Genomic DNA, 22,606 nt, shown 5'->3' with positions numbered 1-22,606 from the left:
CTAATTCGCTTTCATCAATAAATAAATAAAGTAAGGCGCACCTAACACGGAAATGACAAGTCCGACCGGAATTTCTGACGGTGCCAATACATTTCTTGCCAGGGTATCAGCGAGTAAAAACAGAAATGCGCCGATGAAGGCGGAGACCGGTATCAGCGTCTGATGACGGGGACCGGTAAGCCTTCTTGCCACATGGGGCACGATCAATCCGAGAAACGCGATGCCCCCTGCAGCTGCCACGCATGAAGCGGCAAGAGTGACCGCTGCCAGAAGGAGAATCCGTCTTTCCCTTTCAACAGCAGTGCCCAGCCCGGTCGCTAATTGGTCTCCGAGCTGCAAAATGTTCAAATAGCGCGCCTTATATAAAGTAAACGGAAGCAAGATCACAATCCAAGGGAGGATTGCCCAGATCATATTCCAGTTCGCCCCCCATATCGAGCCGGAGATCCAAACCGCCGCTTGCATAAAATCATGAGGGTCCATCTTGAGCTGAAAAATCAGCAACAGGGCGTTAAATCCGGCATTCACGCCAATGCCGACTAAAATCAGCCGAATCGGAGTCACACCTTTTTTCCAAGCCAGAAGATAAATGAGAAACGCGGCGAGGATTGCACCTGCCAAAGCACTGAACGGCAGCATAAATGTTCCGAAAAAGCTGAGATCTGAAGCTGATCCTTGAAAAAAGTAAATAAAAAGCACAACAGCAAGTGAGCCGCCGGCGTTAATTCCGAGAATACCGGGCTCTGCCAGATCATTTTGAGACACGCTTTGCAAAATGGCTCCGGCAACAGCAATCCCAGCCCCAACGAGCAAGGAAAGGATGATCCGGGGCAGCCTGAATTCAAATAAGACAAGCTCGTCACGCGCCGTTCCTTGGCCGAAAAAGACCTGAAGCGTTTTAAGCGGTGCAATTTTGATGACGCCTAAATTCAGACTGATAAAAAAGACCAGCACGATGAGCAGAAAGGTCACAGCCATCACAACGAGCGGTTTTTTCGTTTTTGTTTTCATTACAGCCCTCTCCTTTCACGACGTGCCAAATAAAAGAAAAAGGGAACGCCGATGAGAGAGGTCAGCGCGCCAACAGGCGTTTCAAAGGGCGCGTTTACGAGTCTTGCCGCAATGTCAGCAAACACAAGCAAAACAGCACCAAGAACCGCCGAGCAAGGAATGATCCACCGATAATCCACACCGACCAAAAACCGGGTAATATGCGGAATGATCAGCCCGATAAATGCGATGGTGCCGGCAATAGAAACTGCAGCTCCCGTCAGAATCACAACGACAAGCATGCCTAACAGTTTCACCGCTGATGTATATTGTCCAAGCCCTTTCGCCAGATCGTCACCAAGACTTAGTACTGTCACGGACCGGGCGATGATAAACGCAGGCGTTAAACCGACAGCCCCTGCGATAAGCAAAAGCTGGACACCTGACCATTTCACACCCGCTACCCCGCCAGCATACCAAAAGCTGATATCCTGAGCGACATCAAAACGGATTGCGATAGCAGTTGAAATGCCCGTAAAGAAATAAGTAACTGCTGTTCCCGCCAGAGCAAGCTTTACAGGCGTAAGTCCGCCTTTTGAAAACATGCCGATGCCCATTACCGTTGATGCCCCCAGCCCCGCTCCGACAAAGGACCATAGCACAAGCCCCATAGCCGAAAGTCCGGGAAAAAAGGCAAACGCAATCGAAATGGCAAACGCAGAGCCCGATGTAACGCCCATAATTGAAGGCTCTGCCAAAGGGTTTCTCGTCATCCCCTGCATGATCGCCCCTGAAACCGCTAATAAAGCCCCTACAAGCGCGGCCGCAGCCGTTCTCGGCAGCCGGAGATCATGTATGATTTGGTGGGACGTCTCTGTCGGCTGAAAATGGAAAATGGCGTCCCACACAGTGCGCAAATGAATATCCGCAGCACCGAGGGATATGGATAAAAGTGCGCCAAGGCATAGCAAGCATATCCCTGCAATAAGGACCATGACTGCGCCAAATGACCTTGACGTCCATTGGATTTCTTCTGATGTGGTCTGTATATTTTTCTTTTGACTCAACAGCCGTACTTCCTTTCATCAATGATAATGATTATCAATTGCTGTTCCAGTATATCACTTTTTTCCGCTGATTTAATAGAGCGTTTTAAATAAAAATGAGAATATATTCGCAAAAAATATCGTGCCAACCGGCACTTGCGATGGTATAATCACATTGATAATGATTCTCTTTATCATCTATCTTTCAGAAAGAAGGTATGAGATATGATCCATACATACAAGAAAATCGGAGCAGCGTTTTTTGCCCTCCTATTGATTGCAGCGCTGGCAGCCTGCGGAAATAACTCAGAAAGCAAAGGCTCTTCCTCTGATTCAAAAGACGAAGAAACCTTTACATACAAGGCTGAAAACGGAAATATAAAAATTCCTAAGCACCCTAAACGAGTGGTTGTCATGGCAGACGGCTACTACGGATACTTCAAAACACTGGGGATCAACGTCGTCGGTGCGCCTGAGAATGTATTTAAAAACCCTTACTACAAAGGAAAAACCGACGGTGTCACAAACATCGGAGACGGCACTTCCGTTGAAAAAGTCATTGATTTGAACCCTGACCTGATTATCGTCTGGACAACGCAAGGCGCTGATATGAAAAAGCTTGAAAAAATCGCGCCGACTGTCGCGGTAAAATACGATAAGCTCGACAACATCGAACAGCTGAAAGAATTTGCAAAAATGACGGGAACTGAAGATAAAGCCGAAAAATGGCTGGCTGAGTGGGATAAAAAAGTTGCGTCAGCTAAAACAAAAATCAAAAAAGCCGTCGGTGACAAAACCATTTCTATTATGCAAACGAACGGAAAAGACATTTACGTATTCGGTAAAGATTTCGGAAGAGGCGGAAGCATCATTTACAAAGATCTCGGCCTGCAGGCTACAAAGCTGACAAAGGAAAAAGCCATTGACCAAGGCCCTGGATATACAAGTATTTCATTAGAGAAGCTCCCTGACTTCGCCGGGGATTATATTTTCGCAGGCCCATGGCAATCAGGCGGTGACGATGGCGGCGTATTTGACAGCTCCATTTGGAAGAACCTAAGCGCCGTTAAAAATGACCATGTCTATAAGATTGACCCCATTGGCTTCTATTTCACAGATCCGATTTCATTGGAGGGCCAGCTGAAGTTTATTACGGAAAGCTTAACAAAATAAACAAAAGAGCCGCCTGCCTGCGGCTCTTTTTTCATTCAATTCAATAAAAGGTGCGGTTCATTTTGATCCACATGGGATATTTTCTTACTCAATTCATATGAAGCTGTATCATCATCGCGATCAGTTTTTTAACGGGCTTATATCGGAAAACCTTTTTCTGATGTGCTTCTTGTATTTATATTAGTAATTGTTCTGTTTCTGGAGGGGCTGAAAAAACGTTTTTTGCTTTCAGCTCTCCTGTCAGCTATTTTAACGATCGGATTACGAACAGGAGAGATTGCGTTTTTATAAAAAAGACACCTGACAAAGCAAATCAGGTGTCTTTTGTTATGCTTATTTTTCTTTCTGGAACTTTTTAGAAACAAATGGATAAACGATCAAACCGACAAAGAATAAACCGATGCCGAGAATAAATGTCGTTAAATCCGCTGTGCCTGTTACGATAACAAACACTGAGTACGCGCATGCTAATATTGCAATCAATCCGTCTTTTACACGGGAGCCTTTCAGCTGGTCATACGTTTCGCCTTTGATGACAAGCTTCAAGCTGTAGATCGCTGATACCAAATATGGAATTAAATACGCAAGCGTTGCCGCTGTCGTTAAAAATGTAAATGCGTCACTTATTGTCCGGGAAATAACCGAGAAAATGAAGACCTGTGACATAACGTTTGTAATAATTAGTGCGATAACCGGACTTCCTTTTTTATTCGTTTTCGCAAATAATGCCGGGAAATCTCCTGCTTTAGCGGCTTGGTATGGGACCTCAGAGCCAAGCAATATCCAGCCGAGCATCGTTCCGAATAAACAAAGGATTGCCAAAAGTGCCATAATGACGCTTCCCGCGTTTCCGACAATCGCATAAAGCACATCAACGAACGGTTTTTCAGAGCCGACAAGCTTATCATGCGGCAGAACACCCATCGTAATTAAAGTCACAATAATATAAATGCTCAAAGCAATCAGCAAGCCGGTAATTGTCGCACGTTTCACATCACGCTGAGAGCTCGCACGGCCGGACAGGATAACCGCTGATTCAATTCCGACAAACGCCCACAGTGTAGAAATCGCGGCGTTATGCACCTGGCCGCCAATTCCAATGCTTGTGCCGTTTTCTCCTTGAATCGGGAAATAAAAATGATCGAATAATGTCGTTTGAAACACAAACAATCCGGCAACGATAAAGAAGACAAAACCTAATACTTTAGAAAGCGTTGTGACAAAGTTCAATTTACTTGCACCGTTAATGCTTGCAACAAGAATCGTGTGCGTTCCCCATAACAAGATCGTACATACAGCAAACGTCATCAATTGGCCGAGTGTCACCTCTTGCCCGCCGATCGAAAACATTTCACGTTTATCAACCAAGATCGGGAAGAACGAAGTCAAGTAACCGGCGAGACTAGTGATGATCGCTACGTTACTGATCCAGCTCGCCACCCAGTAGCCCCACACCATTGTGAAACCGGCAGCGTTCCCTTTCTTCGGATCAGAGAACAGCGCTCTTGCATAACTTTGCGGCCCCGCTGTCAGTTCAGGCTTGCGAATGGACAAGTGCCCGAAGACAAGTGCAATCATCAGCACACCGGCACCTGTCAAAAGCCAGGCGGACGTGGCGCCTAACGGACTCGCAATTGAAGCAAGCGAGCTCGGCAAGGAGAAAATTCCTGATCCAACCATATTTCCAACGACAAACGCCGTTAATAACCAAAAACCCCATTTTTTCGTCTGTTCCATTCCAGTACCTCCATGATTCTTTGTACGGACCAGACCCCGAGATCATGTAAACGCAAAAAAAGCCTGAACAAAAGTCCATGCTTAAAGAAACACACACCCTTGATCTCCGGATAGCCCTCCGCGAAAAAGCACGCGGCAGTCCTGCACTTATTCAGATACAGTCCCAGCATAGAGAAGGATCGGCTTTCTCCACACTTCGGCGCTGATGCCTTTTACACATGTTTAACAGCCCCTGTCAGCCTGGCATGTGTGACTCATCATCCGCGCAACCTCTACCTCACCGAGAAAGAGTGAGGATTTAAATATTCAGTTACTTCCAGAAGGTTATCAAAGAAAGAGTGATCTGTCAAAGGGAACAGATGGAAAATACGGATAGAGCCAAGCCCTATCCGCATTGTGGTTTATCGATTATTTTTCTTTTTTTGCACAGCTTCTTGAAGCGGATCATCTTTTAGAGCTGAACCGGCATCTTCAAGAGCTCCCTGGATTACGTTTTTTTCTTTATCAGAACGTTTTCCTTTATCTTTATTAAAGAAACCCATTCGAATCACCTCTTTTAGAAAATAGGTACATCTTTAAGATGCCTTTTTCCTTAAAAAATTATGCGGGAAATTTTTTATCGTCCAAAGTCCTGTTGATCAAACATACATTCTCTTGATATATTTGTAATTCAGAGATTTTTGCAAAAGATAAAAGGAGAAGCGAGAAATGACAGGAAAAACACACATCATGGGAGGCATCGCTTCTTGTACGGCAGCGGCTTATTATTATGGATTTGATCCGGTGCTTATGGCTGCGTCCGGCGCGGTTGGGGCATTAATTCCCGATATCTGCCACACACAAAGCAAAATCGGGAGAAGATTTCCTATCTTATCGAAAGCGGTCAGCTCTGTTTTTGGACACAGAACCTTTACGCACAGCCTGCTGTTTCTGCTCATCATGTTTTTTATCACAGCCACATATATTCCAAATAAAAACATATCAACCGGGCTGATGATCGGAATGGCGAGCCACTTGGTTCTTGACGCTTGGACGGTGAACGGAATCAAATTATTATTCCCTTCAACGATTCGCGTACGGCTCCCATTATATATGAAGACAGGCAGTTTTTCTGAGCAGCTTGTGTTAGCCGGCCTGACAATTGCTTCATGTTATTATTTTTATATGCTGTTTCATGGGCGCATGTTTTAAACGTGAGTGCTGACACTTGTCTGAACGGACTGTTTTTAGTAGGTTTTACATAAGAAGCATTTCATGCAGAGATCAAGGAAACGTGAGGAGTCATATTGATGAAAGGAACCTTTTTTCACAATCAGCGGTTTTTATGTTTTTCGATCGTATTCATGTGGATCAAAACGTATGTGATTTATAAACTGGGCTTTGATTTGCAGATTGATACTCTGTTGGAGGAGCTGATTTTGCTGATCAATCCGCTCAGCTTTATCCTTCCTTTATTCGGGATCGGCCTGCTTCTGAAAGAAAACAAACAGCGGGTCTTTTTGCTGATTGCCAATTTGGTTCTGACTGTTATCTTGATCTCCAATACGATTTTTTACGGCTTTTATATCGATTTTATTACCATCCCGGTTTTGTTTCAGGCCAGTAACATGAGCGATATGGGCAGCAGTGTAAAAGAACTGTTTAATCCTCTGTTTATCGCCCTGTTTGCGGATTTGGTTTTTCTTCTGCTGCTGGCCAGAAAAGAGAAGCATCCGCAGACAAAAGCCGCCCCCCGCACAGTCAAACGGTACTATGCAGCTTCCTGCGGCATGATTCTATGCACCCTGGCACTTGCAGAAGTACAGCAGCCGAAGCTTTTGGCACATTCCTTTGACCGGGAAATGCTCGTCAAAAGCATCGGTCTGTTTCAGTTCCATATCTACGATACGATTTCTCAGACTGTGAATATAAGCGCGAAAGCATTTGCAGATGAAGACAGCATGACCACCATTAAAAACTACACAGAAGCAGACTACAGCAAGCCTGACCCAAGCAAATTCGGGGTGGCAAAGGGGCGCAATGTCATTTTTGTCACGCTTGAATCGACCCAAAGCTTTGTTCTGAATGAAAAGGTAAATGGAAAAGAAATCACTCCGTTCATGAATGATCTCATCAAAAAAAGCTATTACTTTGATCATTTCTATCAGCAAACCGAACAAGGCAAAACATCTGATTCAGAATTCATCGTCGCTAACTCACTGTATCCTTCCCTTAGCGGCGCCGTCTTTTTCACGAAAAGCGACCATCAATTTCATACGATGTACAAATCGCTGAAGCAACATGATTATTATTCAGCCGTCTTTCACGCCAACCATAAAACATTTTGGAACCGAGATGTGATGTACAAATCATTTGGGATTGACCGCTTTTTTGATGTTGATGATTTCCATGTCACTCCCGGGACATCGACAAGCTGGGGCTTAAAGGATAAGGAATTTTTAGAACAGTCCGCCGGCAAGCTGAAAAGCCTGCCGCAGCCGTTTTACAGCAGTTTCATCACGTTAACGAATCATTTTCCGTTTGAGATCGATGAGAAGGATCAGCTGATTGATGAATACGATTCAAGCAGCGACCTGTTAAACCGCTATGTGACCACGGTGCGCTATGAAGATGAGGCATTGAAACATTTTATCAAAAAGCTGAAGGACGAAGGCTTATACGAAAATTCGATGATTGTATTTATGGGAGATCATTACGGCATTTCAGAAGCCCATAACGATGCGATGGCTGAGTTTTTAGGAAAAAATGAAATCACGCCGTATGACAACGTTCAGCTCCAGCGGGTGCCGTTTATCATACATATCCCGGGAATCACAGATCAAAAGCCAGAAACCATCCCTGATGCCGGAGGGCAGGTCGATGTCAGGCCGACACTGATGCATCTGCTCGGCGTTGATACAAAAGGCAATATTCAATTTGGCAATGATTTGCTGTCCAACGACCGCACCCCATTCGCCGTGCTGAGAAACGGCAGTTTTATTACGAACGACTATGTATACACGAAAAACACGTGCTACAGCCAAAAAACAGGGGAAGTGCTGGAAGATCAGGATGCGTGCCTTTCTTATAAGGAGAAAGCAAACGAAGAACTTTCTCTCTCTGATAAAATCTTAAACGGTGACCTGCTCCGTTTTTATGAATAAAAAATCCCTCTTTACAGAGGGATTTTTTACGTTTCAAACATCACTTTGCCGGTCAGCTTCGTTTGATAGCCGTTTAAATGAGACAGATTCGCCTTGTATTCCTCAGAATTCAAGATCTCCTTCACGGCCTTCAGCAGCTGCTCATGTTTTTTCAAAATGACGATATCATATTGTTCATCAATGAGCGGGATAAAATCAACACTGCCCATATGTGCAGCATGCTGCGCTCCGATTCCCGCGTCAGCCTGTCCGCTTGAAACTTGTGAAGCGACAGCGTAATGATCGGTCACGATATCGCTGTATCCCTTTACATCAGCCGAATTCACACCAAGCAAGCCAAGCTGTTCATCAAGGAGCACCCTTGCGCCCGAACCCTTTTCCCTGTTGATGACCCGGATATCGGTTCTTTTCAAGTCTTCCCAGCCTTGAATGTTTTTCGGATTCCCTTTTTGAACATACAGTCCGGCTTTGCGGAGAACGACATTGATCAGACAAAACGGTTCACCTGACAAAATCCGTTTTACATAAGGCGCATTATACTGCCTCGTTTCGGCATCGTATAAATGGAGGCTGACAATGTCACACTTGCCTTGATACATATCAATCAGGCTGTTTAAGCTTCCTTTGTATTTGCGGAGCGGCGTCTCCTGGATGATCTTCTCCAAATGCTTGCTGAGCAGATCCATCGAAATGTCCTGTCCGCTGATCATGACATTCGGTCTGCCGCCCGGCTCCGCCTCCTGCATCTTTTTCGGCTCTTCAGCTATAGCAATGGGCTGAGACATTCTCATATTCATCTTATATTGCTTTAAATCTTCTTCATCCACACGCATCTGCCTGCCGACACGGTAAGCAGGGATCATGCCTTTTTTAATCAAATCATAAACGGTCAGCTTTGATACCTTCAGCAGACCTGCAACTTCTTCTATCGTATAGGAAGAGGTTTCATTCATATTCATCACTCTCCTACTTCATTATACCTTTTCATCGAATGTAAAAAAACCCACATAAACCAAACATAATCCGTTATAATTAGATATAACTAATCATAAGGGGTGCAATCATGTTTAAAAAGTATTCCATGTTAACAGCAGCCTTAACCGCTTTTCTGCTTGCAGCAGGCTGCTCTGCAAACCAGTCTTCAACGGACAGCGAGAAAGAAGTAACGTTAACGATCTCAGCTGCCGCCAGTGCACAGGATGCGCTTGAGGAAATCCAAAAGAACTACGAAAAAGAACATCAAAACATTACAATCCAAGATAACTTTGGCTCTTCCGGCGCCTTGCAAAAACAAATTTCTCAAGGAGCAGGAGCAGATCTGTTCTTCTCAGCTGCTGAGGATAAATTTCAAAAGCTGGTGGATGATGGGGATATCGCCAAAAAAGACAGCACTGATTTAGTCGGCAATGAAATTGTGCTGGTCGTGCCGAAAAACGGAGAGTCGCCTGTGACAAGCTTCAGCAATCTGGCTGACTCAGAAAAAATCGCCCTCGGAACGCCGGAATCTGTGCCAGCAGGAGCTTACGGGAAAGAATCACTGACCAAGCTGTCTCTATGGGACAAAGTGAAGGATAAGATCGTTTACGGAAAAGACGTTCGCCAAGTTCTTTCTTATGTTGAAACCGGCAATGTGGATGCAGGTGTTGTTTATAAAACAGATGCACTGATCTCTAAAAAGGTCAACATCATTGACGAGGCAAAAGCAGATACACACAGCCCGATTGTCTATCCGTTAGGAATTGTAAAAGATACAAAACACCGTAAGGAAGCGAAGGAATTTTACGATTACCTGCAATCTGATGAAGCAATGAAAGTATTTGAGAAATATGGTTTTACTGCCGAATAGCATAAGCGCTTCAGAGTTTTTCACACCTGTTGTGCTTTCCTTCCAAGTGGCGGCAGTTGCCGGAATTGTTGTCATTATTCTCGGAACACTGGCTGGAGCGTGGATGTCGCGGGCATCATTTTTCGGAAAAACGGCTCTCGAAACTTTTTTTATGCTTCCTCTCGTTCTTCCGCCTACTGTTGTCGGTTTTATTTTGATCGTCATTTTCGGAAAGCACAGTTTCATTGGACAAGCCATCGAATGGGTCTTTCAGCAGCCTGTCATTTTCACCTGGTGGGCCGCTGTGATTGCCTCAGCTGTTGTGGCCTTTCCGCTTATGTATCAATCCGCCAAAACCGGGTTTGCTGACATTGATCCCGATATACAGGGCGCGGCAATGGTAGACGGCGCAAGCAGCTGGCAGGTATTTATCCATATTTCCGTCCCGCTCGCCTATCCTTCATTGCTGACCGGAAGCATCCTCAGCCTTGCGCGGGCGCTCGGAGAATTTGGCGCCACACTCATGTTTGCAGGGAACATCCCCGGTGTCACGCAAACACTGCCGACGGCCATTTATGTCGCATTGGATTCCGGCAACAATGCCCTTGCCTGGGCGTGGGTCGTCTGTATCGTTTGCATTTCCTTTTTGATGCTGTTTTTCATTCAACAGAAAAACACACACTAAAAAACTCCCCGTCCGTGACGGGGAGTTTTTCATTAAAACAGAAGCTCGTCGGGATTTGGGCCGACACGCTCATCTTTGTTTAATGCGTCAATTTTGTCCATGTCTTCTTGAGACAATTCGAAATCAAAAATATCAGCGTTTTCGATAATACGGTGTTCTTTGATGGATTTTGGAATTGTTACAACTTCATGTTGAAGGTCCCAACGCAAAATCACTTGAGCCACAGATTTATTGTGTTTTTCAGCAATCTGTGCGAGCACTTCGTTATCCAGAAGCTGTCCCTGCATGAGCGGAGACCATGCCTCAAGCTGGATGCCTTGCGCTTTACAGTAATCTCTTAATTCTTTTTGCGTCAAACGCGGGTGAAATTCCACTTGATTAATCATCGGTTTGATTTCAGCATCTTTCAATAGTTCTTCTAAATGATGAACTTGGAAGTTGCTGACGCCGATCGCGCGGATTTTGCCGTCCTTGTACAGCTTTTCAAGCGCGCGCCATGTATCTTTATATTTATCCTTGCCAGGCCAGTGGATTAAATATAGATCTAAGTAATCAAGCTGAAGTCTTTCCAAGCTTTTTTCAAAGGCAGCAAGCGTTGTTTCGTAGCCTTGATCTTCATTCCATACTTTTGATGTAATGAAGAGCTCTTCTCTTGCCACACCGGATTCTTTAATTCCGATGCCAACGCCTTCTTCATTTTTGTAGATCGCTGCTGTATCAATGCTGCGGTAGCCATTTTTAATTGCCGCTTTCACTGATTCAGTCGCTTCATTTCCGTTTTCTACTTTATAAACACCAAGACCGAACCAAGGCATTTCAACTCCGTTATGTAGCTTTACAGTATCTTTTAAACTTGTTGCCACTTGAACATCCACCCTTTCAATGAAATATAAGTGTCTATATTATCTCACATTCCTCTCAGCAGATACCAATAATACGCTTAAGAGCCTCTTTTTGCTTCTTTTTTCACAGCACGGTCAAACTGACACACTATTTTTTTCCTATTTTAACAATATTGAGATTACAAAAAAAGTGAGCAGGGTATGCGAATAGTGTAAACCACAATATACAAAGGAGGAACCACATTGAAACGTATTCGTATTCCAATGACACTTGCGCTTGGTGCCGCTTTGACAATTGCCCCTTTGTCCTTAGCTTCCGCTGAAGAAAACCCCGCTCCAAAGATCTCGCAGACAACAACAGCCGGAACAACTGCCGCTGAGGTAGGTTTAAATGTAAACCTAGATGTGCTTGGAATTGCCAACCAGATCGCCGATGCCATTAAGTCCGCACAGAACCGGGATGGATTTGTGAAAAACCTCATGGAGTCTTCCTTCTACGCCTCCGGCCAAAAATATAACGTCATGGTATTTAATTTAAGCCAGGAATATGAAGATCACTTAAACGGTGTGCAATTTTACGGCTCAGCCGTTTACGACGGCATTACGTACGGCATTTGGGTATTTGAAGACGGAACCTTTACAAACAAAGGCGATGGCGGCTGGATCAACTGGGCCTTCAGAGGCTGGTTCGACCGGGATGGCAGCACTGTCGAATTCCATCGCCCCTAGTATTGAAAAAAGCTGGCGCTCTAACGCCAGCTTTTTTGCTGCTTTTATTCACCGCCTTCAAGCATGGCGGCTTCCACATCATTAATGTATTGGCGAAGCTCATGGGAGATGTCTCGGGAAATTTCCCGCTCCTCAAAGAGCGTCTGAATTTCATTTCTGATCGCCTGCACAGCCTTCAGCTTCACTTCCAGCTTCTGATTTTCAAAATGAGCGCTTGATTTCAGCTCATGATGGCTGTGCTCCAGCCTGAAAATCAACTGTTTATAAAACGAAATGACAGATAAAAACACTTCTTTATGTTCTTCCGTTTTATGTTTTTCCAGATAGTCTATCGCTGCTTTTGCCGTTTTCACTCTCGTTGCCCGTATCAATCCCGCTTCATTTAAAATCGACATCTCCGGCTTTTTATGTTCACCGAAGAAAATCCAATACATTAGCCGCTTGAGCCTTGTTTTTGATAATCCGACCTTAAATGGGTTGGCATACAAAATTTCTAATTCATTAAACCGTTCTTGCAGCACGTTTGCCGTTTCTTCCGGGATGTCCCCTCGCTCCAGCATTTTCACCAGAGCCTCTTGCTCAGCGTTAACCCCTTGCGCACGGACTTTTCGCTCTTGCTTTTTGATACGATTAGATGATGTATACTGCTGAAAACGAAGATTTTTCATTTTCTCATTGTATTCAGCTATCACCGCAAGAGAGGCTGTTTTATTTGTATCGTTCATGTCCTCTTTAATCGTTTGGAGAGCTGTTTTGATCAATTTGCGTCTCGCCGTCAGCAGCTTCTTATTTCGTTCCTTGTCCTCTTCTTCTTTTTCAGTCAGAAGCGGCAGCACAACGGTGGCAATGACAAGTGTGCATAAAATGACGCCGGCTGCTAGAAAGAGAATCAGATTTCTTTCCGGAAACGGCGTGCCGTCCTCCAGAAAATACGGTATGGAGAAAGAACCCGCAAGCGTTACAGCTCCGCGCACGCCGGAAATCGAAATTAACAGCGTCGAACGAAGACCAGGTTTATAAATGTTCTGATCCTTATTAAAGAACCACTTGCCGTTCCAGAAGAACAGCACCCACAGAAATCTGAGGAGCATTAACGTAAATGTGATCACAAGGATATAGCCGATCACCTTCATGTTGCTGATGGCGGTGTCGTTAAAAATGACAGAAATGACGTCCGGAATCTGTGTCCCAAGAATAACGAAGACCAGGCCGTTCAAAATAAATAAAATAATGTTCCACGTACTTGAGGAGACGATTTGCAGCTTGATCATCGTTGATTCCAGACGATCCTGTTCAACTGCATGGGTAATGCCTCCCGCCACAACGGCCAAAATGCCGGAAACGCCGATTTCTTCCGCTGCCAAATAAATGACAAACGGCGTCAGAATTTGAATCAGCATATGCATCGTGACATCCTGCATACCAAGGCGGCGCAGGAAGAGACGAAAACGAATAATGAAGAACGAAATGACAACCCCGCACAGCAAGCCTCCGAGAGAAATAAATACAAAGCTGACAGCCGCTTGTGCTAATGAAAATGCACCAGTCACTGCTGCCGCAATCGCAAACTTAAAGGCTACCAGACCTGATGCATCATTCATCAGCCCTTCCCCTTCAAGCAGGCGAAGAATCCCTTTTGGCATTTTCACTCTTCCTGATAATGCGCTGACAGCGACGACATCAGTCGGTGAAAGAATGGCCGCAAGTCCAAAGGCCGCTGCCAGCGGAATATCAGGAATCATCCAGTGAATCGTGTAGCCTCCTACAATCACAGTCGCAAATACAAGACCGAGTGCAAGCAATAAAATCGGGGCTCTTAAATTCCAAAGCTCTGCCCGCGGCGTTCTCTTCCCATCATTAAATAGAAGAGGCGCGATAAACAAAACAAAAAACAATTCAGTACTTAATTCAAAATGAAGCCCCTGTGGAAATGAGGCGGCAAGAATCCCAAGCGCCACCTGAATCAGAGGCACTGGAATAAACGGAATAAACCGGTTCACGATATTGGATATCGCAATAATCGTTAATAAAACGAGAACAACTAAAAATATGTCCAAATGCATGACCTCCTTCGTCTGTTGTGTTTGTGCATGATGAGTCGATGAAGCTGCTTGTTTAAAAGAGGCTCTAGGCTAGGATGGCCCTACATTCCGATATGTGATTTCGCAGGAGTTCCCTCCACACTTGTCTTCTTTTATAGTACCCTTTTTAGGGTATTATTTCTCATGATATGCTCACAGTGAACTTTTTTGCCGAAGAGCAATTTTCAGATAAAAAGAGACAGGGAGCTATTCCCTGTCTCTCGTCTTTCTTTATCAATCATGAAAATTTGTGCCGTCAGTCGTTGCTTTAATGATACCGGCGCGAATGACAAAGTCACCGAAGTGCTCGCCTTCGTCGCGTTCTTTCGCATAGCAGGAAAGAAGGACGCGCAGCTCGCTTAAAATGTCGTCTTCACCGATGTTTTCACGGTACATTTTGCTTAAACGGCTTCCGTCAAATGCAGCGCCAAGATACATATTATATTTGCCCGGCGCCTTTCCGATAAATCCGATCTCACCGAGCGCATGGCGTGCACAACCGTTCGGGCACCCTGTCATGCGAATGGTAATTTCCTGATCACGAAGGCCGTTTTCGTCAATGATCTCTTCAACCTTATCTAAAAGGGTCGGCAAGTAACGTTCTGCTTCAGCCATTGCCAATCCGCAGGTCGGAAGAGCGACGCACGCCATAGAGCTGCGGCGGAGCGCTGAATAATGCTTGCCGTCAGTGAGTCCGTATTGCTCGATTAACGCACTGATTTCATCTTTTTTATCGCTTGAAACGTTCGCAATAATCAAGTTCTGATTGGCTGTCAGACGGAACTCGCCTGTATGAACTTTGGCGATTTCCCGCAAGCCTGTCATCAGCTTATAATCATCGTAATCCGTCACACGGCCGCCTTCAACAAACAGCGTAAAATGCCATTTATCCTCAATGCCTTCTACCCAGCCGTAGCGGTCGCCGTTATGATCGAAATGATACGGCTTCTCTTCTTCCAGGCTCCAGCCGAGACGGTTTTCCAATTCTTCTTTTACGGTTTCTAAACCGAGGCGGTCAACCGTGTATTTGAACCGCGCATTTTTGCGGACAGAACGGTTTCCGTAATCACGCTGAATTGTAATCGTTTTTTCAGCAATGTCATACAGTTGCTCAGGACGGCAGAACCCAATCACCTTGGCTAATTGCGGATATGTCGCTGTGTCGCCATGCGTCATTCCCATACCGCCGCCGATGGCCACGTTAAAACCGATCAGTTTGCCATCTTCAACAATCGCAATGAATCCAAGGTCTTGTGAAAAGACGTCAATATCATTAGACGGCGGAACGGCAATACCGATTTTAAATTTCCGCGGCAGATAGAGCGGTCCGTACATTGGCTCGACTTCTTCCGGCGTGCCGGCCACTCTTTCCTCATCAAGCCAAATTTCATGATATGCCCTCGTCCGCGGCAGCAGATCATCACTTAATTTTTTAGACCACTCGTATACTTCTGAGTGGATTTCAGACTGATAAGGATTCGATGCACACATGACATTGCGGTTTACGTCTCCGCAGGCTGCGATCGTATCCAAAAGAGCCGAGTGGATCGTCTGAATGGTTTTCTTCATGTTCCATTTCAGAATCCCGTGCATTTGGAACGTTTCACGTGTCGTCAGTTTTAATGTGCCGTTCCCGTATTTCTGAGAAAGGTCATCCATGACAAGCCATTGCTCAGGCGTTGAAACGCCTCCTGGCATACGCACGCGCAGCATGAACTGATATGCCGGTTCAAGCTTTTGCTTTTGGCGTTCATTGCGGAGGTCGCGGTCATCCTGCAAATAACTGCCGTGGTGTTTCATCAGGCGGTTGTCATCATCCGGAATTCCGGCACTGATCCGATCGAGCATCACTTCTTTCAGTGTGCCGCGCAAATAATCACTTTCTTTTTTAATGCGTTCAACATCACTTGGAGAGCCGCCCGGTGCTTTTAAGATTTTGGTCACCATGTTGAAAAACTCCTTTCAAGTCAAATCAGTATACATCACGCTGATAGCGTTTTTGCTGCTGCATATCGGCAAGATAAGCTTCCGCATCTTCGCGGCTCATACTGCCTTCTTTCTCGATAATTTCAAGCAATGTGTTATGGACGTCATGCGCCATGTGCTTTTCATCACCGCAAATGTACACAGCCGCACCTTCTTGAAGCCATTCGAACAATTCTGCGCTCTGTTCAAGCATGCGGTGCTGCACATATACTTTTTCTTCCGTATCACGTGAAAACGCGACATCCATTTTTGTCAGCACACCGTCTTTGAGCCAATTCTGCCACTCTGTCTGATAAAGGAAATCCGTGACAAAATGCTGATCGCCAAAGAACATCCATGCTTTTCCTTCCGCTCCCGTCTCTTCGCGCTCCTGCATAAAGGAACGGAACGGCGCGACGCCTGTCCCAGGTCCAACCATGATGATCGGCGTTTCAGGATCTTTCGGAAGCTTAAAGTTTTGATTGTGCTGGACATAAACAGGCAGTGTGTCTCCCGGCTGCAGGCGCTCCGCGCATAAAATCGAGCAGACGCCTTTACGTTCACGGCCGTGCGCATCGTAGCGGACTGCACCGATTGTTAAATGCACTTCATCCGGATTTGCGGATAAACTGCTCGCGATCGAATAGAGGCGGGCCGGCATTTTTCGCAGAATCGTGACAAACTCCTGCGCAGATACACTGAACGGGCCATAATCACGAATAAGATCAAGCAAATCGCGTCCTTCAATATACGCTTTTACATTCCCCTCATTCCCCGGGGCCAAAAGCTCTCTAAGCTCATTGCTGCCTGTCAGCTGGGCTGCCTGTTCAAGAAGCGGTTTTGTGAGAACGGTAATCTCATAGTAAGAAATCAGCGCTTCTTTCAGCGGGCGGACATCGCCTTGCTTATTAAGCGTCACAATTTCCTCCGGCTCCCAATTCATTTCCTTAAGCAGCAGCTCGACAAGCTCCGGATCGTTTTCCGGATAAACGCCGAGGCTGTCACCAGGCTCGTAAGTCAGGCCAGAGCCTTCAAGAGACAGCTCCACATGGCGTGTTTCTTTATTTGATCCTCTGCCGTTCAAATTTAAATTTTCTAACACTTCAGCCCGAAACGGGTTTGTTCTGGAATAGGAAGACTCACCGGTTTGAGGCGATGCTGCTGGCGCAGGTGCGGCACTTCCGCCCCCGGCTTCACTTAAACCCTCAAATACGCTTTCAAGCCATTCCGCTGCCGGCTCATCATAGTCAAGATCGCAATCAACGCGCGGAGAAATCCGTTTTCCGCCGAGTTCTTCTAAGCGCTGATCAAATTCTTTCCCTGTCTGGCAGAAAAATTCGTACGAACTGTCACCAAGCGCCAAAACGGAAAAACGAAGAGCTTCAAGCTTAGGCGCCCGTCTTCCATGGAGAAATTCATGAAACGACAGCGCGTTATCAGGCGGCTCGCCTTCACCGTGCGTACTGACGACGATCAAAAGATTATTTACTTTCTTCAGCTGATTCGGCTTAAAATCGCTCATGGACGAGACAGTTACTTGAAAACCGCGCTGCTCAAGCTGCTTGCCGGCATTTTCTGCAAGCCCCTGTGCGTTGCCCGTCTGTGAACCGTAAAGAACGGTTACTTCCTTTGAAACGGCCGCTGCTACAGACACAGCCGCCGGCGCCCCTGCAGTTTCTTGGGCGGAAACAGATTGCGCGGATAAATATCCGCTCAGCCAGATTTTCTGAGATTCGGTCAAGGTTGGCAGAAGGCGGTTAAGGAGCTCTGCCTGCTCCTGATTAAACGGACTGTTCATTACCTGAAGTTGCAACGTATCCACCTCACAAAGTTATAAACTGATCGAAAATTGCATCTAATTGAACTTTACCGGAATACTAGGCTTAAGTAAAATATATTTACATGATGATAACTATTAAGAATCCTAATGATAAAACCGCCTTATTTCATTTAAATAAAAAAAAGAGAAGGGTTCCCTTCTCTTCATACAGCATTTTCATATAAATGAGACGGCACAGCCGTTATAAACGGACTTGCCTTACCTGTATAAAACACCGTCAGCGTATGCATCGCACGGGTACAGGCAGTGTATAACAGCCTGCGATCGTGCTCTGTTTGATAATGTTCTTCTGAAGCATCATAGACAAGTACTGCGTCAAACTCAATTCCCTTCGCTAAATACACCGGAATGACACAAACTCCCTTTTGGAATGTTTGATTTTCTTTATGAATCAGTCGAACATCTATATATTCACTCATATGAGCGTGCGCCTGTATGCATTGCTGCGCAGTCTTGCAAATGACGGCTATCGTTTCGTGACCTTGCTTCTTGAGCCGTTCAATTTCTTTCGTAAGCTTTTGACAAAGATCCTCTCGTCCTTCAGTTTCGAAAACGAAAGGCATTTCCCCGTTTCTATTAAAAGGCTCAATGTCCGCTCCGTCCTGAAGCATCGCTTTTGTTAACTCGACAATCTGCCTTGTCGACCTGTACGTTCTCTTTAAACGAACATATTCAGCCGCCTCACCTTCAAAGCACGCATCCATACGCTTTACGCCATGTATGGCATGGGCGTAGATGGACTGATTGATATCACCGAGTACTGTCATGCTGGCAGCCGGAAAAATGCTTCTCATGTACGCCATCTGAAACGGTGAATAGTCCTGAGCTTCGTCGATAAAAAGATGTTTGATCTTCGTATTTTTCTTTCTGCCTTCAATCAGATCCTGCATATAAAGAAACGGTGCCGCATCCTCATAGAGCAATTTATTTTCTGCAAATGCCGATCGGGTCAGCTCTCCTATTGCTGCCATCTTCTCATGCTGAGATTTCCCTCCCCAGCCAGAAAACAATTGCAGGTACAGCTGTTTCACATCAAGAAATGCAAGGAGTCTGACCGCCTGTTTGAGCGGTTTGAAAGCCTTTTTTACAATGATAGCGGCAAGCAGCTGCTGCTCTCTTTGATAATCGTTAAACGTACTCTCACTGAACCGTTTCCTTTCCTGGAGCTTTTTGTACACGTCCAGGTAATCCTCTTTGTCGAGCAGCTCAGCTTCCTGAACGACCCAATCCTTACGACGTTCCTTTTTCTCAAGCTTGTTTAGCTCACTCAGGAGCCACTTCGCTGTCTGCTCCATCCGATTTGGAATGGACTGTCTTTGATCCAGTGAGTAAAAATAGGATTGAATTTGTTCCTTTGTGATCAGCTTTTGTCCGCGGAAGATGATATTTTTAAAGATCATCCCTTTAGAAGACAGCCGTGTGACGTATTCATCAATGAATTGCTGAAAAGCTAAGCCCGCCTTCCATGTGATTCCCGCAAGCCTTGTTGGAAAACCGCCATCCTTTGTTTCAGTCAGGCAATATTCAAGCTGATCAAAGGGGCTTTCACATTGAAACTTGCGGCCAAGCCGATGCTCGATATATTCCTGAAACGTCGCCTGCTCCATGTTCTCTTCCCCTAACTCAGGCAAAACAGAAGAGACATAGCTGTTAAATAAAAAGTTGGGAGAAAATAAAACGATTTGTCCGGCATCTATGACGCCGCGGTGCCTGTATAACAAATAAGCGACACGCTGAAGCGCTGCCGATGTTTTCCCGCTTCCAGCCGCTCCCTGCACGATTAGGAATTTACTTTTTTCATTACGGATGATCTGATTTTGTTCTTTCTGGATTGTAGACACGATGTTTTTCATTTGGGTATTAGAGTGATGGCTTAATACTTCTTGCAGCATTTCATCGCCGATCGTCATATCAGTATTAAACATCGCCTTGAGGGCGCCGTTTTTAATGATAAACTGGCGTTTCAGTACCATTTCTCCTTCTATCGTTTCACCGGGCACTTCGTACTCCGCTTTTCCTGGGGAATAATTGTAGTACATGCTTGATATCGGCGCCCTCCAGTCATAGATCAGAAAGTGTTCCTCCTTCTCATCCATACAAGAAGCTAAACCGATATAAATTCGCTCTGCCTGCTCCTCACCGTTTTCAATAAAATCAATCCGGCCGAAATAAGGCGAAGCTTTTAATTGATGAATTCGTTTGAGCTGCTGATCCATTCGCCGATGATTCCGTTCCCGATCAGACAGCAGCTCTGCCTGCTGCTTAATGCTTGCCATCGTTTCAACCGCTTCATGGGCATCATCAAGATTAACCGTAACATCCTCCCAAAAGCTTTTTCTTAATCCGATAATATCATGCTTTAACCCGCCCGCAGACGTTTCCAGAAACCGCTCTTTTTTGCCGAGCTCCTGCAGCACCTCATCTATTCTTGACTGCTCTTCCTTCCATTCCTTATCCTGCTGATTCATGACGGCACCTCCAGAAAATAGTTGACAAACACCGATGAAACACTGTAAAATATAATTGGATACATATAATCAATATATGATAAAAATACGCAAATACAATTTATCTTAGCACATTCACCCAATATCAATCAAGGTTTGGGTTATTTATATGCAAAAAAACCGATTTCAAATTGAAATCGGTTTTTTAATGTTAGTTATCTAAACGAAAAGAACGGTTTGGCAGCTTCCAATTAAACATATAGGAACAAACGCGGCAAACAACGAGCACGAAAAACAGTACGTACAAGCCGAACGAGTTTCCCAGCCAGCCCAAGCCGACGATTAAACCGCCGAGAGCCGCCCAGACCGCATAAATTTCTGCTTTCAGAACAAGCGGTTTGCGCCCGGCAAGAAGATCGCGAATGATTCCGCCGCCGCTTCCCGTCAGCACCGCTGCCACGATGACGGCACTAAGCGGATGGCCCATTTTGACGGCATACAGTGCGCCTTGGATAGCGAAGGCTGCGAGACCGATCGCATCTGATAAATTGCCCCACTTATTCCAATGCTTCAGCAGCAGCTTCGGGAACAAAAACACAATCGTAATGGATAAGAGCGCGATTTGAAAGTACGCTCCCTGCTCCCATAGTGCTGACACCGGAACACCGATCAGCAAATTGCGGATCGCTCCTCCTCCAAAAGCTGTGACAATCCCTAATATATAAACTCCTAAAATATCATATTCCTCTTCCATCGCAACGATTGCGCCGCTGACTGCAAACGCAATGATACCAATCACACTGAGCAGCTCCCAAGCCATTCTGATGACTCCCTTTATGTTTGTTAAATTTTCTGACGACCTCTAGATTTTATAATCGCTCAACCGTAAAATCAATAACATTTTCACGATAAAAAAAGATAAATTTAGAGAGAGTACACCAAACGCTATCGAGCATAAGTTTTCGAGATAAAAAAAGCGCCCGGCATACAGCGGGCGCTTTTTTGTTATTCAGATTTTTCGCCTTTCAGCAGACACATAAAAACGATAATCAGGATAAAAGCAATCAGGGCCAGGAATGGAATGGTAATAAAACCAAACCAGTTAATATATTGGCCTGAGCACGGCACGCCGCTTACACACGGCTTAATGCCGGTAAAGCCGGGCACTTTTTGCTCTAAGTAGTGCATGATCGAAATAAATGCCCCGATAATCGCCATGGGGAGCACATATTTTTTCACGCGTGTATCACCTTGAAAGGTGGCGATGCCTAAAATCAGGACGAGCGGATACATGAGGATACGCTGGTACCAGCACAGTTCACATGGAATGAACTTTCTGATTTCACTGAAATACAGGCTGCCAAGCATAGCGACAAGAGCCACAACCCAGGAAGCATATAAAAATACAATTCTATTTTTCATATGATTACTTCCCTTTCAGCTCTTTTTCTATCGTTTTTTTGATTTCATTATAATCTGAAAAATCACTAATCACTTTATCATTGACGTAAATCGTCGGTGTTGCCTGTATGTTCATTTTATTATTAAGGTCAGAATCCTTTTCCACTTGAGAAGCGAATGTTTCCTTATCAAGATTGTCCTTGAGCGTCTCAGGTTTTACCTTTGTGGTGCTTTTTGCAAGATCACCGAGAACGGCTGGGGTTACCCATTCCTGTTCTGTATCCGGCTGTTTTTCGAACAGCTTTTCATGGAATGCCCAGAAAGAGTCAGGATCTTCTTTCCATACTTCTTCCGATGCAAGAGCCGCTAATCTAGAACCTTTTCCATGAAACATGACGTTCACGAATGAAAATTTCACATCGCCCTTATCAATAAAGTCTTTTTGTATTTTTGGGAAGATGTCACTGTTAAACACCTTACAAGACGGGCATTTGTAATCTCCGAATTCTACTACAGTAACCGGTGCATCATCCTTGCCAAGCACAGGCTGGCCTTTGATAGACGGCTGTCCGGAAACCGCTTCATTGCCTTGTTCCGTTTTGTTATTAATGATTACAATGGCTGCTAGCAATACAACAACCACAATCGTAAGGATGACCGCGAATTTCGCAGAAGACTGCTGTTTCTTTTTCACTCCGACAC

At 45.2% G+C, this 22,606-nt stretch carries 19 protein-coding genes and 1 riboswitch; of the genes, 6 read left to right on the top strand and 13 right to left on the bottom strand.

Annotation, left to right across the window (positions count from 1 at the left end; translation table 11 throughout):
* The gene (locus CVV77_RS18285) at positions 1–1,011 is read right to left on the bottom strand and encodes a FecCD family ABC transporter permease (protein WP_100276149.1); all 1,011 of its coding nucleotides are present in this window, start codon (positions 1,009–1,011) and stop codon (positions 1–3) included.
* Complete coding sequence (locus tag CVV77_RS18280; protein ID WP_100276148.1) at positions 1,011–2,057, bottom strand: FecCD family ABC transporter permease; 1,047 nt, start codon at positions 2,055–2,057, stop codon at positions 1,011–1,013. Before CVV77_RS18280 ends, CVV77_RS18285 begins: the two co-directional genes overlap by 1 nt.
* 204 nt (positions 2,058–2,261) lie before the next feature.
* On the opposite strand from CVV77_RS18280, the gene CVV77_RS18275 reads away from it, so the two are divergent.
* Entirely contained in the window at positions 2,262–3,209 is a 948-nt protein-coding gene (locus tag CVV77_RS18275) for an iron-hydroxamate ABC transporter substrate-binding protein (RefSeq protein WP_100276147.1), read from the top strand.
* A 333-nt stretch (positions 3,210–3,542) separates the two neighbouring features.
* Here the strand turns inward: CVV77_RS18275 and CVV77_RS18265 are convergent, their stop codons facing one another.
* Positions 3,543–4,946: an amino acid permease gene (locus CVV77_RS18265; RefSeq protein WP_019259456.1), complete on the bottom strand. Its 1,404-nt coding sequence runs from the start codon at positions 4,944–4,946 to the stop codon at positions 3,543–3,545.
* 103 nt (positions 4,947–5,049) lie between these two features.
* Positions 5,050–5,229: riboswitch (Lysine riboswitch) on the bottom strand.
* A 118-nt stretch (positions 5,230–5,347) separates the two neighbouring features.
* Complete coding sequence (gene sspJ, locus CVV77_RS18255) at positions 5,348–5,488, bottom strand: small acid-soluble spore protein SspJ (RefSeq protein WP_003240697.1); 141 nt, start codon at positions 5,486–5,488, stop codon at positions 5,348–5,350.
* A gap of 166 nt (positions 5,489–5,654) precedes the next feature.
* On the opposite strand from sspJ, the gene CVV77_RS18250 reads away from it, so the two are divergent.
* Both CVV77_RS18250 and CVV77_RS18245 read left to right on the top strand, forming a co-directional pair.
* Positions 5,655–6,137 (top strand): metal-dependent hydrolase, encoded by a 483-nt coding sequence (locus CVV77_RS18250; protein ID WP_100276146.1) that lies wholly within the window; start codon positions 5,655–5,657, stop codon positions 6,135–6,137.
* 98 nt (positions 6,138–6,235) lie between these two features.
* Positions 6,236–8,089, top strand: a complete 1,854-nt coding sequence (locus CVV77_RS18245) for an LTA synthase family protein (RefSeq protein ID WP_100276145.1) — start codon at positions 6,236–6,238, stop codon at positions 8,087–8,089.
* A 26-nt stretch (positions 8,090–8,115) separates the two neighbouring features.
* Here CVV77_RS18245 and CVV77_RS18240 read toward each other — a convergent pair whose 3' ends face one another.
* Positions 8,116–9,042: a substrate-binding domain-containing protein gene (locus CVV77_RS18240; RefSeq protein ID WP_100276144.1), complete on the bottom strand. Its 927-nt coding sequence runs from the start codon at positions 9,040–9,042 to the stop codon at positions 8,116–8,118.
* 110 nt (positions 9,043–9,152) lie between these two features.
* Here CVV77_RS18240 and modA point away from each other — a divergent pair, with 110 nt between their 5' ends.
* Both modA and modB read left to right on the top strand, forming a co-directional pair.
* Positions 9,153–9,935: a molybdate ABC transporter substrate-binding protein gene (gene modA, locus CVV77_RS18235; protein ID WP_100276143.1), complete on the top strand. Its 783-nt coding sequence runs from the start codon at positions 9,153–9,155 to the stop codon at positions 9,933–9,935.
* Positions 9,907–10,599: a molybdate ABC transporter permease subunit gene (gene modB / locus CVV77_RS18230; protein WP_138140507.1), complete on the top strand. Its 693-nt coding sequence runs from the start codon at positions 9,907–9,909 to the stop codon at positions 10,597–10,599. The genes modA and modB overlap by 29 nt, the downstream gene beginning before the upstream one ends.
* Positions 10,600–10,631: 32 nt before the next feature.
* Here the strand turns inward: modB and pgoN are convergent, their stop codons facing one another.
* Positions 10,632–11,462 carry a glyoxal/methylglyoxal reductase gene (gene pgoN, locus CVV77_RS18225; RefSeq protein WP_019259462.1) on the bottom strand — a complete coding sequence of 277 codons (831 nt, stop codon included), beginning with the start codon at positions 11,460–11,462 and terminating at the stop codon, positions 10,632–10,634.
* Positions 11,463–11,684: 222 nt separating this feature from the next.
* Between pgoN and yvgO the strand changes: the two genes are divergently transcribed.
* The gene (gene yvgO, locus CVV77_RS18220) at positions 11,685–12,170 is read left to right on the top strand and encodes a stress response protein YvgO (RefSeq protein ID WP_003240683.1); all 486 of its coding nucleotides are present in this window, start codon (positions 11,685–11,687) and stop codon (positions 12,168–12,170) included.
* Between the two features lie 44 nt (positions 12,171–12,214).
* Here the strand turns inward: yvgO and CVV77_RS18215 are convergent, their stop codons facing one another.
* The 7 genes from CVV77_RS18215 to bdbD all read right to left on the bottom strand — a co-directional run bounded on the left by CVV77_RS18215 (position 12,215) and on the right by bdbD (position 22,598).
* Positions 12,215–14,227: a Na+/H+ antiporter gene (locus tag CVV77_RS18215; protein WP_100276142.1), complete on the bottom strand. Its 2,013-nt coding sequence runs from the start codon at positions 14,225–14,227 to the stop codon at positions 12,215–12,217.
* Positions 14,228–14,485: 258 nt separating this feature from the next.
* Complete coding sequence (gene cysI / locus CVV77_RS18210) at positions 14,486–16,198, bottom strand: assimilatory sulfite reductase (NADPH) hemoprotein subunit (RefSeq protein WP_100276141.1); 1,713 nt, start codon at positions 16,196–16,198, stop codon at positions 14,486–14,488.
* Between the two features lie 25 nt (positions 16,199–16,223).
* Complete coding sequence (locus CVV77_RS18205; RefSeq protein WP_100276140.1) at positions 16,224–18,029, bottom strand: assimilatory sulfite reductase (NADPH) flavoprotein subunit; 1,806 nt, start codon at positions 18,027–18,029, stop codon at positions 16,224–16,226.
* A 170-nt stretch (positions 18,030–18,199) separates the two neighbouring features.
* Positions 18,200–20,524 carry an RNA polymerase recycling motor HelD gene (gene helD, locus CVV77_RS18200; protein WP_100276139.1) on the bottom strand — a complete coding sequence of 775 codons (2,325 nt, stop codon included), beginning with the start codon at positions 20,522–20,524 and terminating at the stop codon, positions 18,200–18,202.
* Between the two features lie 190 nt (positions 20,525–20,714).
* Positions 20,715–21,323, bottom strand: a complete 609-nt coding sequence (locus CVV77_RS18195) for a trimeric intracellular cation channel family protein (protein ID WP_003219999.1) — start codon at positions 21,321–21,323, stop codon at positions 20,715–20,717.
* A 185-nt stretch (positions 21,324–21,508) separates the two neighbouring features.
* Positions 21,509–21,925, bottom strand: a complete 417-nt coding sequence (locus CVV77_RS18190) for a disulfide oxidoreductase (protein ID WP_003235152.1) — start codon at positions 21,923–21,925, stop codon at positions 21,509–21,511.
* A 4-nt stretch (positions 21,926–21,929) separates the two neighbouring features.
* On the bottom strand, positions 21,930–22,598 hold the full coding sequence (bdbD, locus tag CVV77_RS18185; protein ID WP_100276138.1) for a disulfide bond formation protein BdbD: 669 nt from the start codon (positions 22,596–22,598) through the stop codon (positions 21,930–21,932).
* Positions 22,599–22,606 lie beyond the last annotated feature (8 nt).

Origin of the sequence: Bacillus sp. SN1 (genome assembly GCF_002796895.1) — a bacterium.
Taxonomy (GTDB): Bacteria; Bacillota; Bacilli; order Bacillales; family Bacillaceae; genus Bacillus; species Bacillus inaquosorum.
The sequence above is the reverse complement of the archived record's forward strand: the minus strand, read 5'-3'. Positions and strand labels throughout refer to the sequence as shown.

Coding starts and splice junctions, on each gene's coding strand:
- sspJ (WP_003240697.1), bottom strand. CDS start 5,488: ATGGGTTTCTTTAATAAAGATAAAGGAAAACGTTCTGATAAAGAAAAA.
- CVV77_RS18285 (WP_100276149.1), bottom strand. CDS start 1,011: ATGAAAACAAAAACGAAAAAACCGCTCGTTGTGATGGCTGTGACCTTT.
- cysI (WP_100276141.1), bottom strand. CDS start 16,198: ATGGTGACCAAAATCTTAAAAGCACCGGGCGGCTCTCCAAGTGATGTT.
- CVV77_RS18265 (WP_019259456.1), bottom strand. CDS start 4,946: ATGGAACAGACGAAAAAATGGGGTTTTTGGTTATTAACGGCGTTTGTC.
- CVV77_RS18275 (WP_100276147.1), top strand. CDS start 2,262: ATGATCCATACATACAAGAAAATCGGAGCAGCGTTTTTTGCCCTCCTA.
- CVV77_RS18195 (WP_003219999.1), bottom strand. CDS start 21,323: ATGGCTTGGGAGCTGCTCAGTGTGATTGGTATCATTGCGTTTGCAGTC.
- CVV77_RS18240 (WP_100276144.1), bottom strand. CDS start 9,042: ATGAATGAAACCTCTTCCTATACGATAGAAGAAGTTGCAGGTCTGCTG.
- CVV77_RS18190 (WP_003235152.1), bottom strand. CDS start 21,925: ATGAAAAATAGAATTGTATTTTTATATGCTTCCTGGGTTGTGGCTCTT.
- CVV77_RS18245 (WP_100276145.1), top strand. CDS start 6,236: ATGAAAGGAACCTTTTTTCACAATCAGCGGTTTTTATGTTTTTCGATC.
- helD (WP_100276139.1), bottom strand. CDS start 20,524: ATGAATCAGCAGGATAAGGAATGGAAGGAAGAGCAGTCAAGAATAGAT.
- modA (WP_100276143.1), top strand. CDS start 9,153: ATGTTTAAAAAGTATTCCATGTTAACAGCAGCCTTAACCGCTTTTCTG.
- CVV77_RS18250 (WP_100276146.1), top strand. CDS start 5,655: ATGACAGGAAAAACACACATCATGGGAGGCATCGCTTCTTGTACGGCA.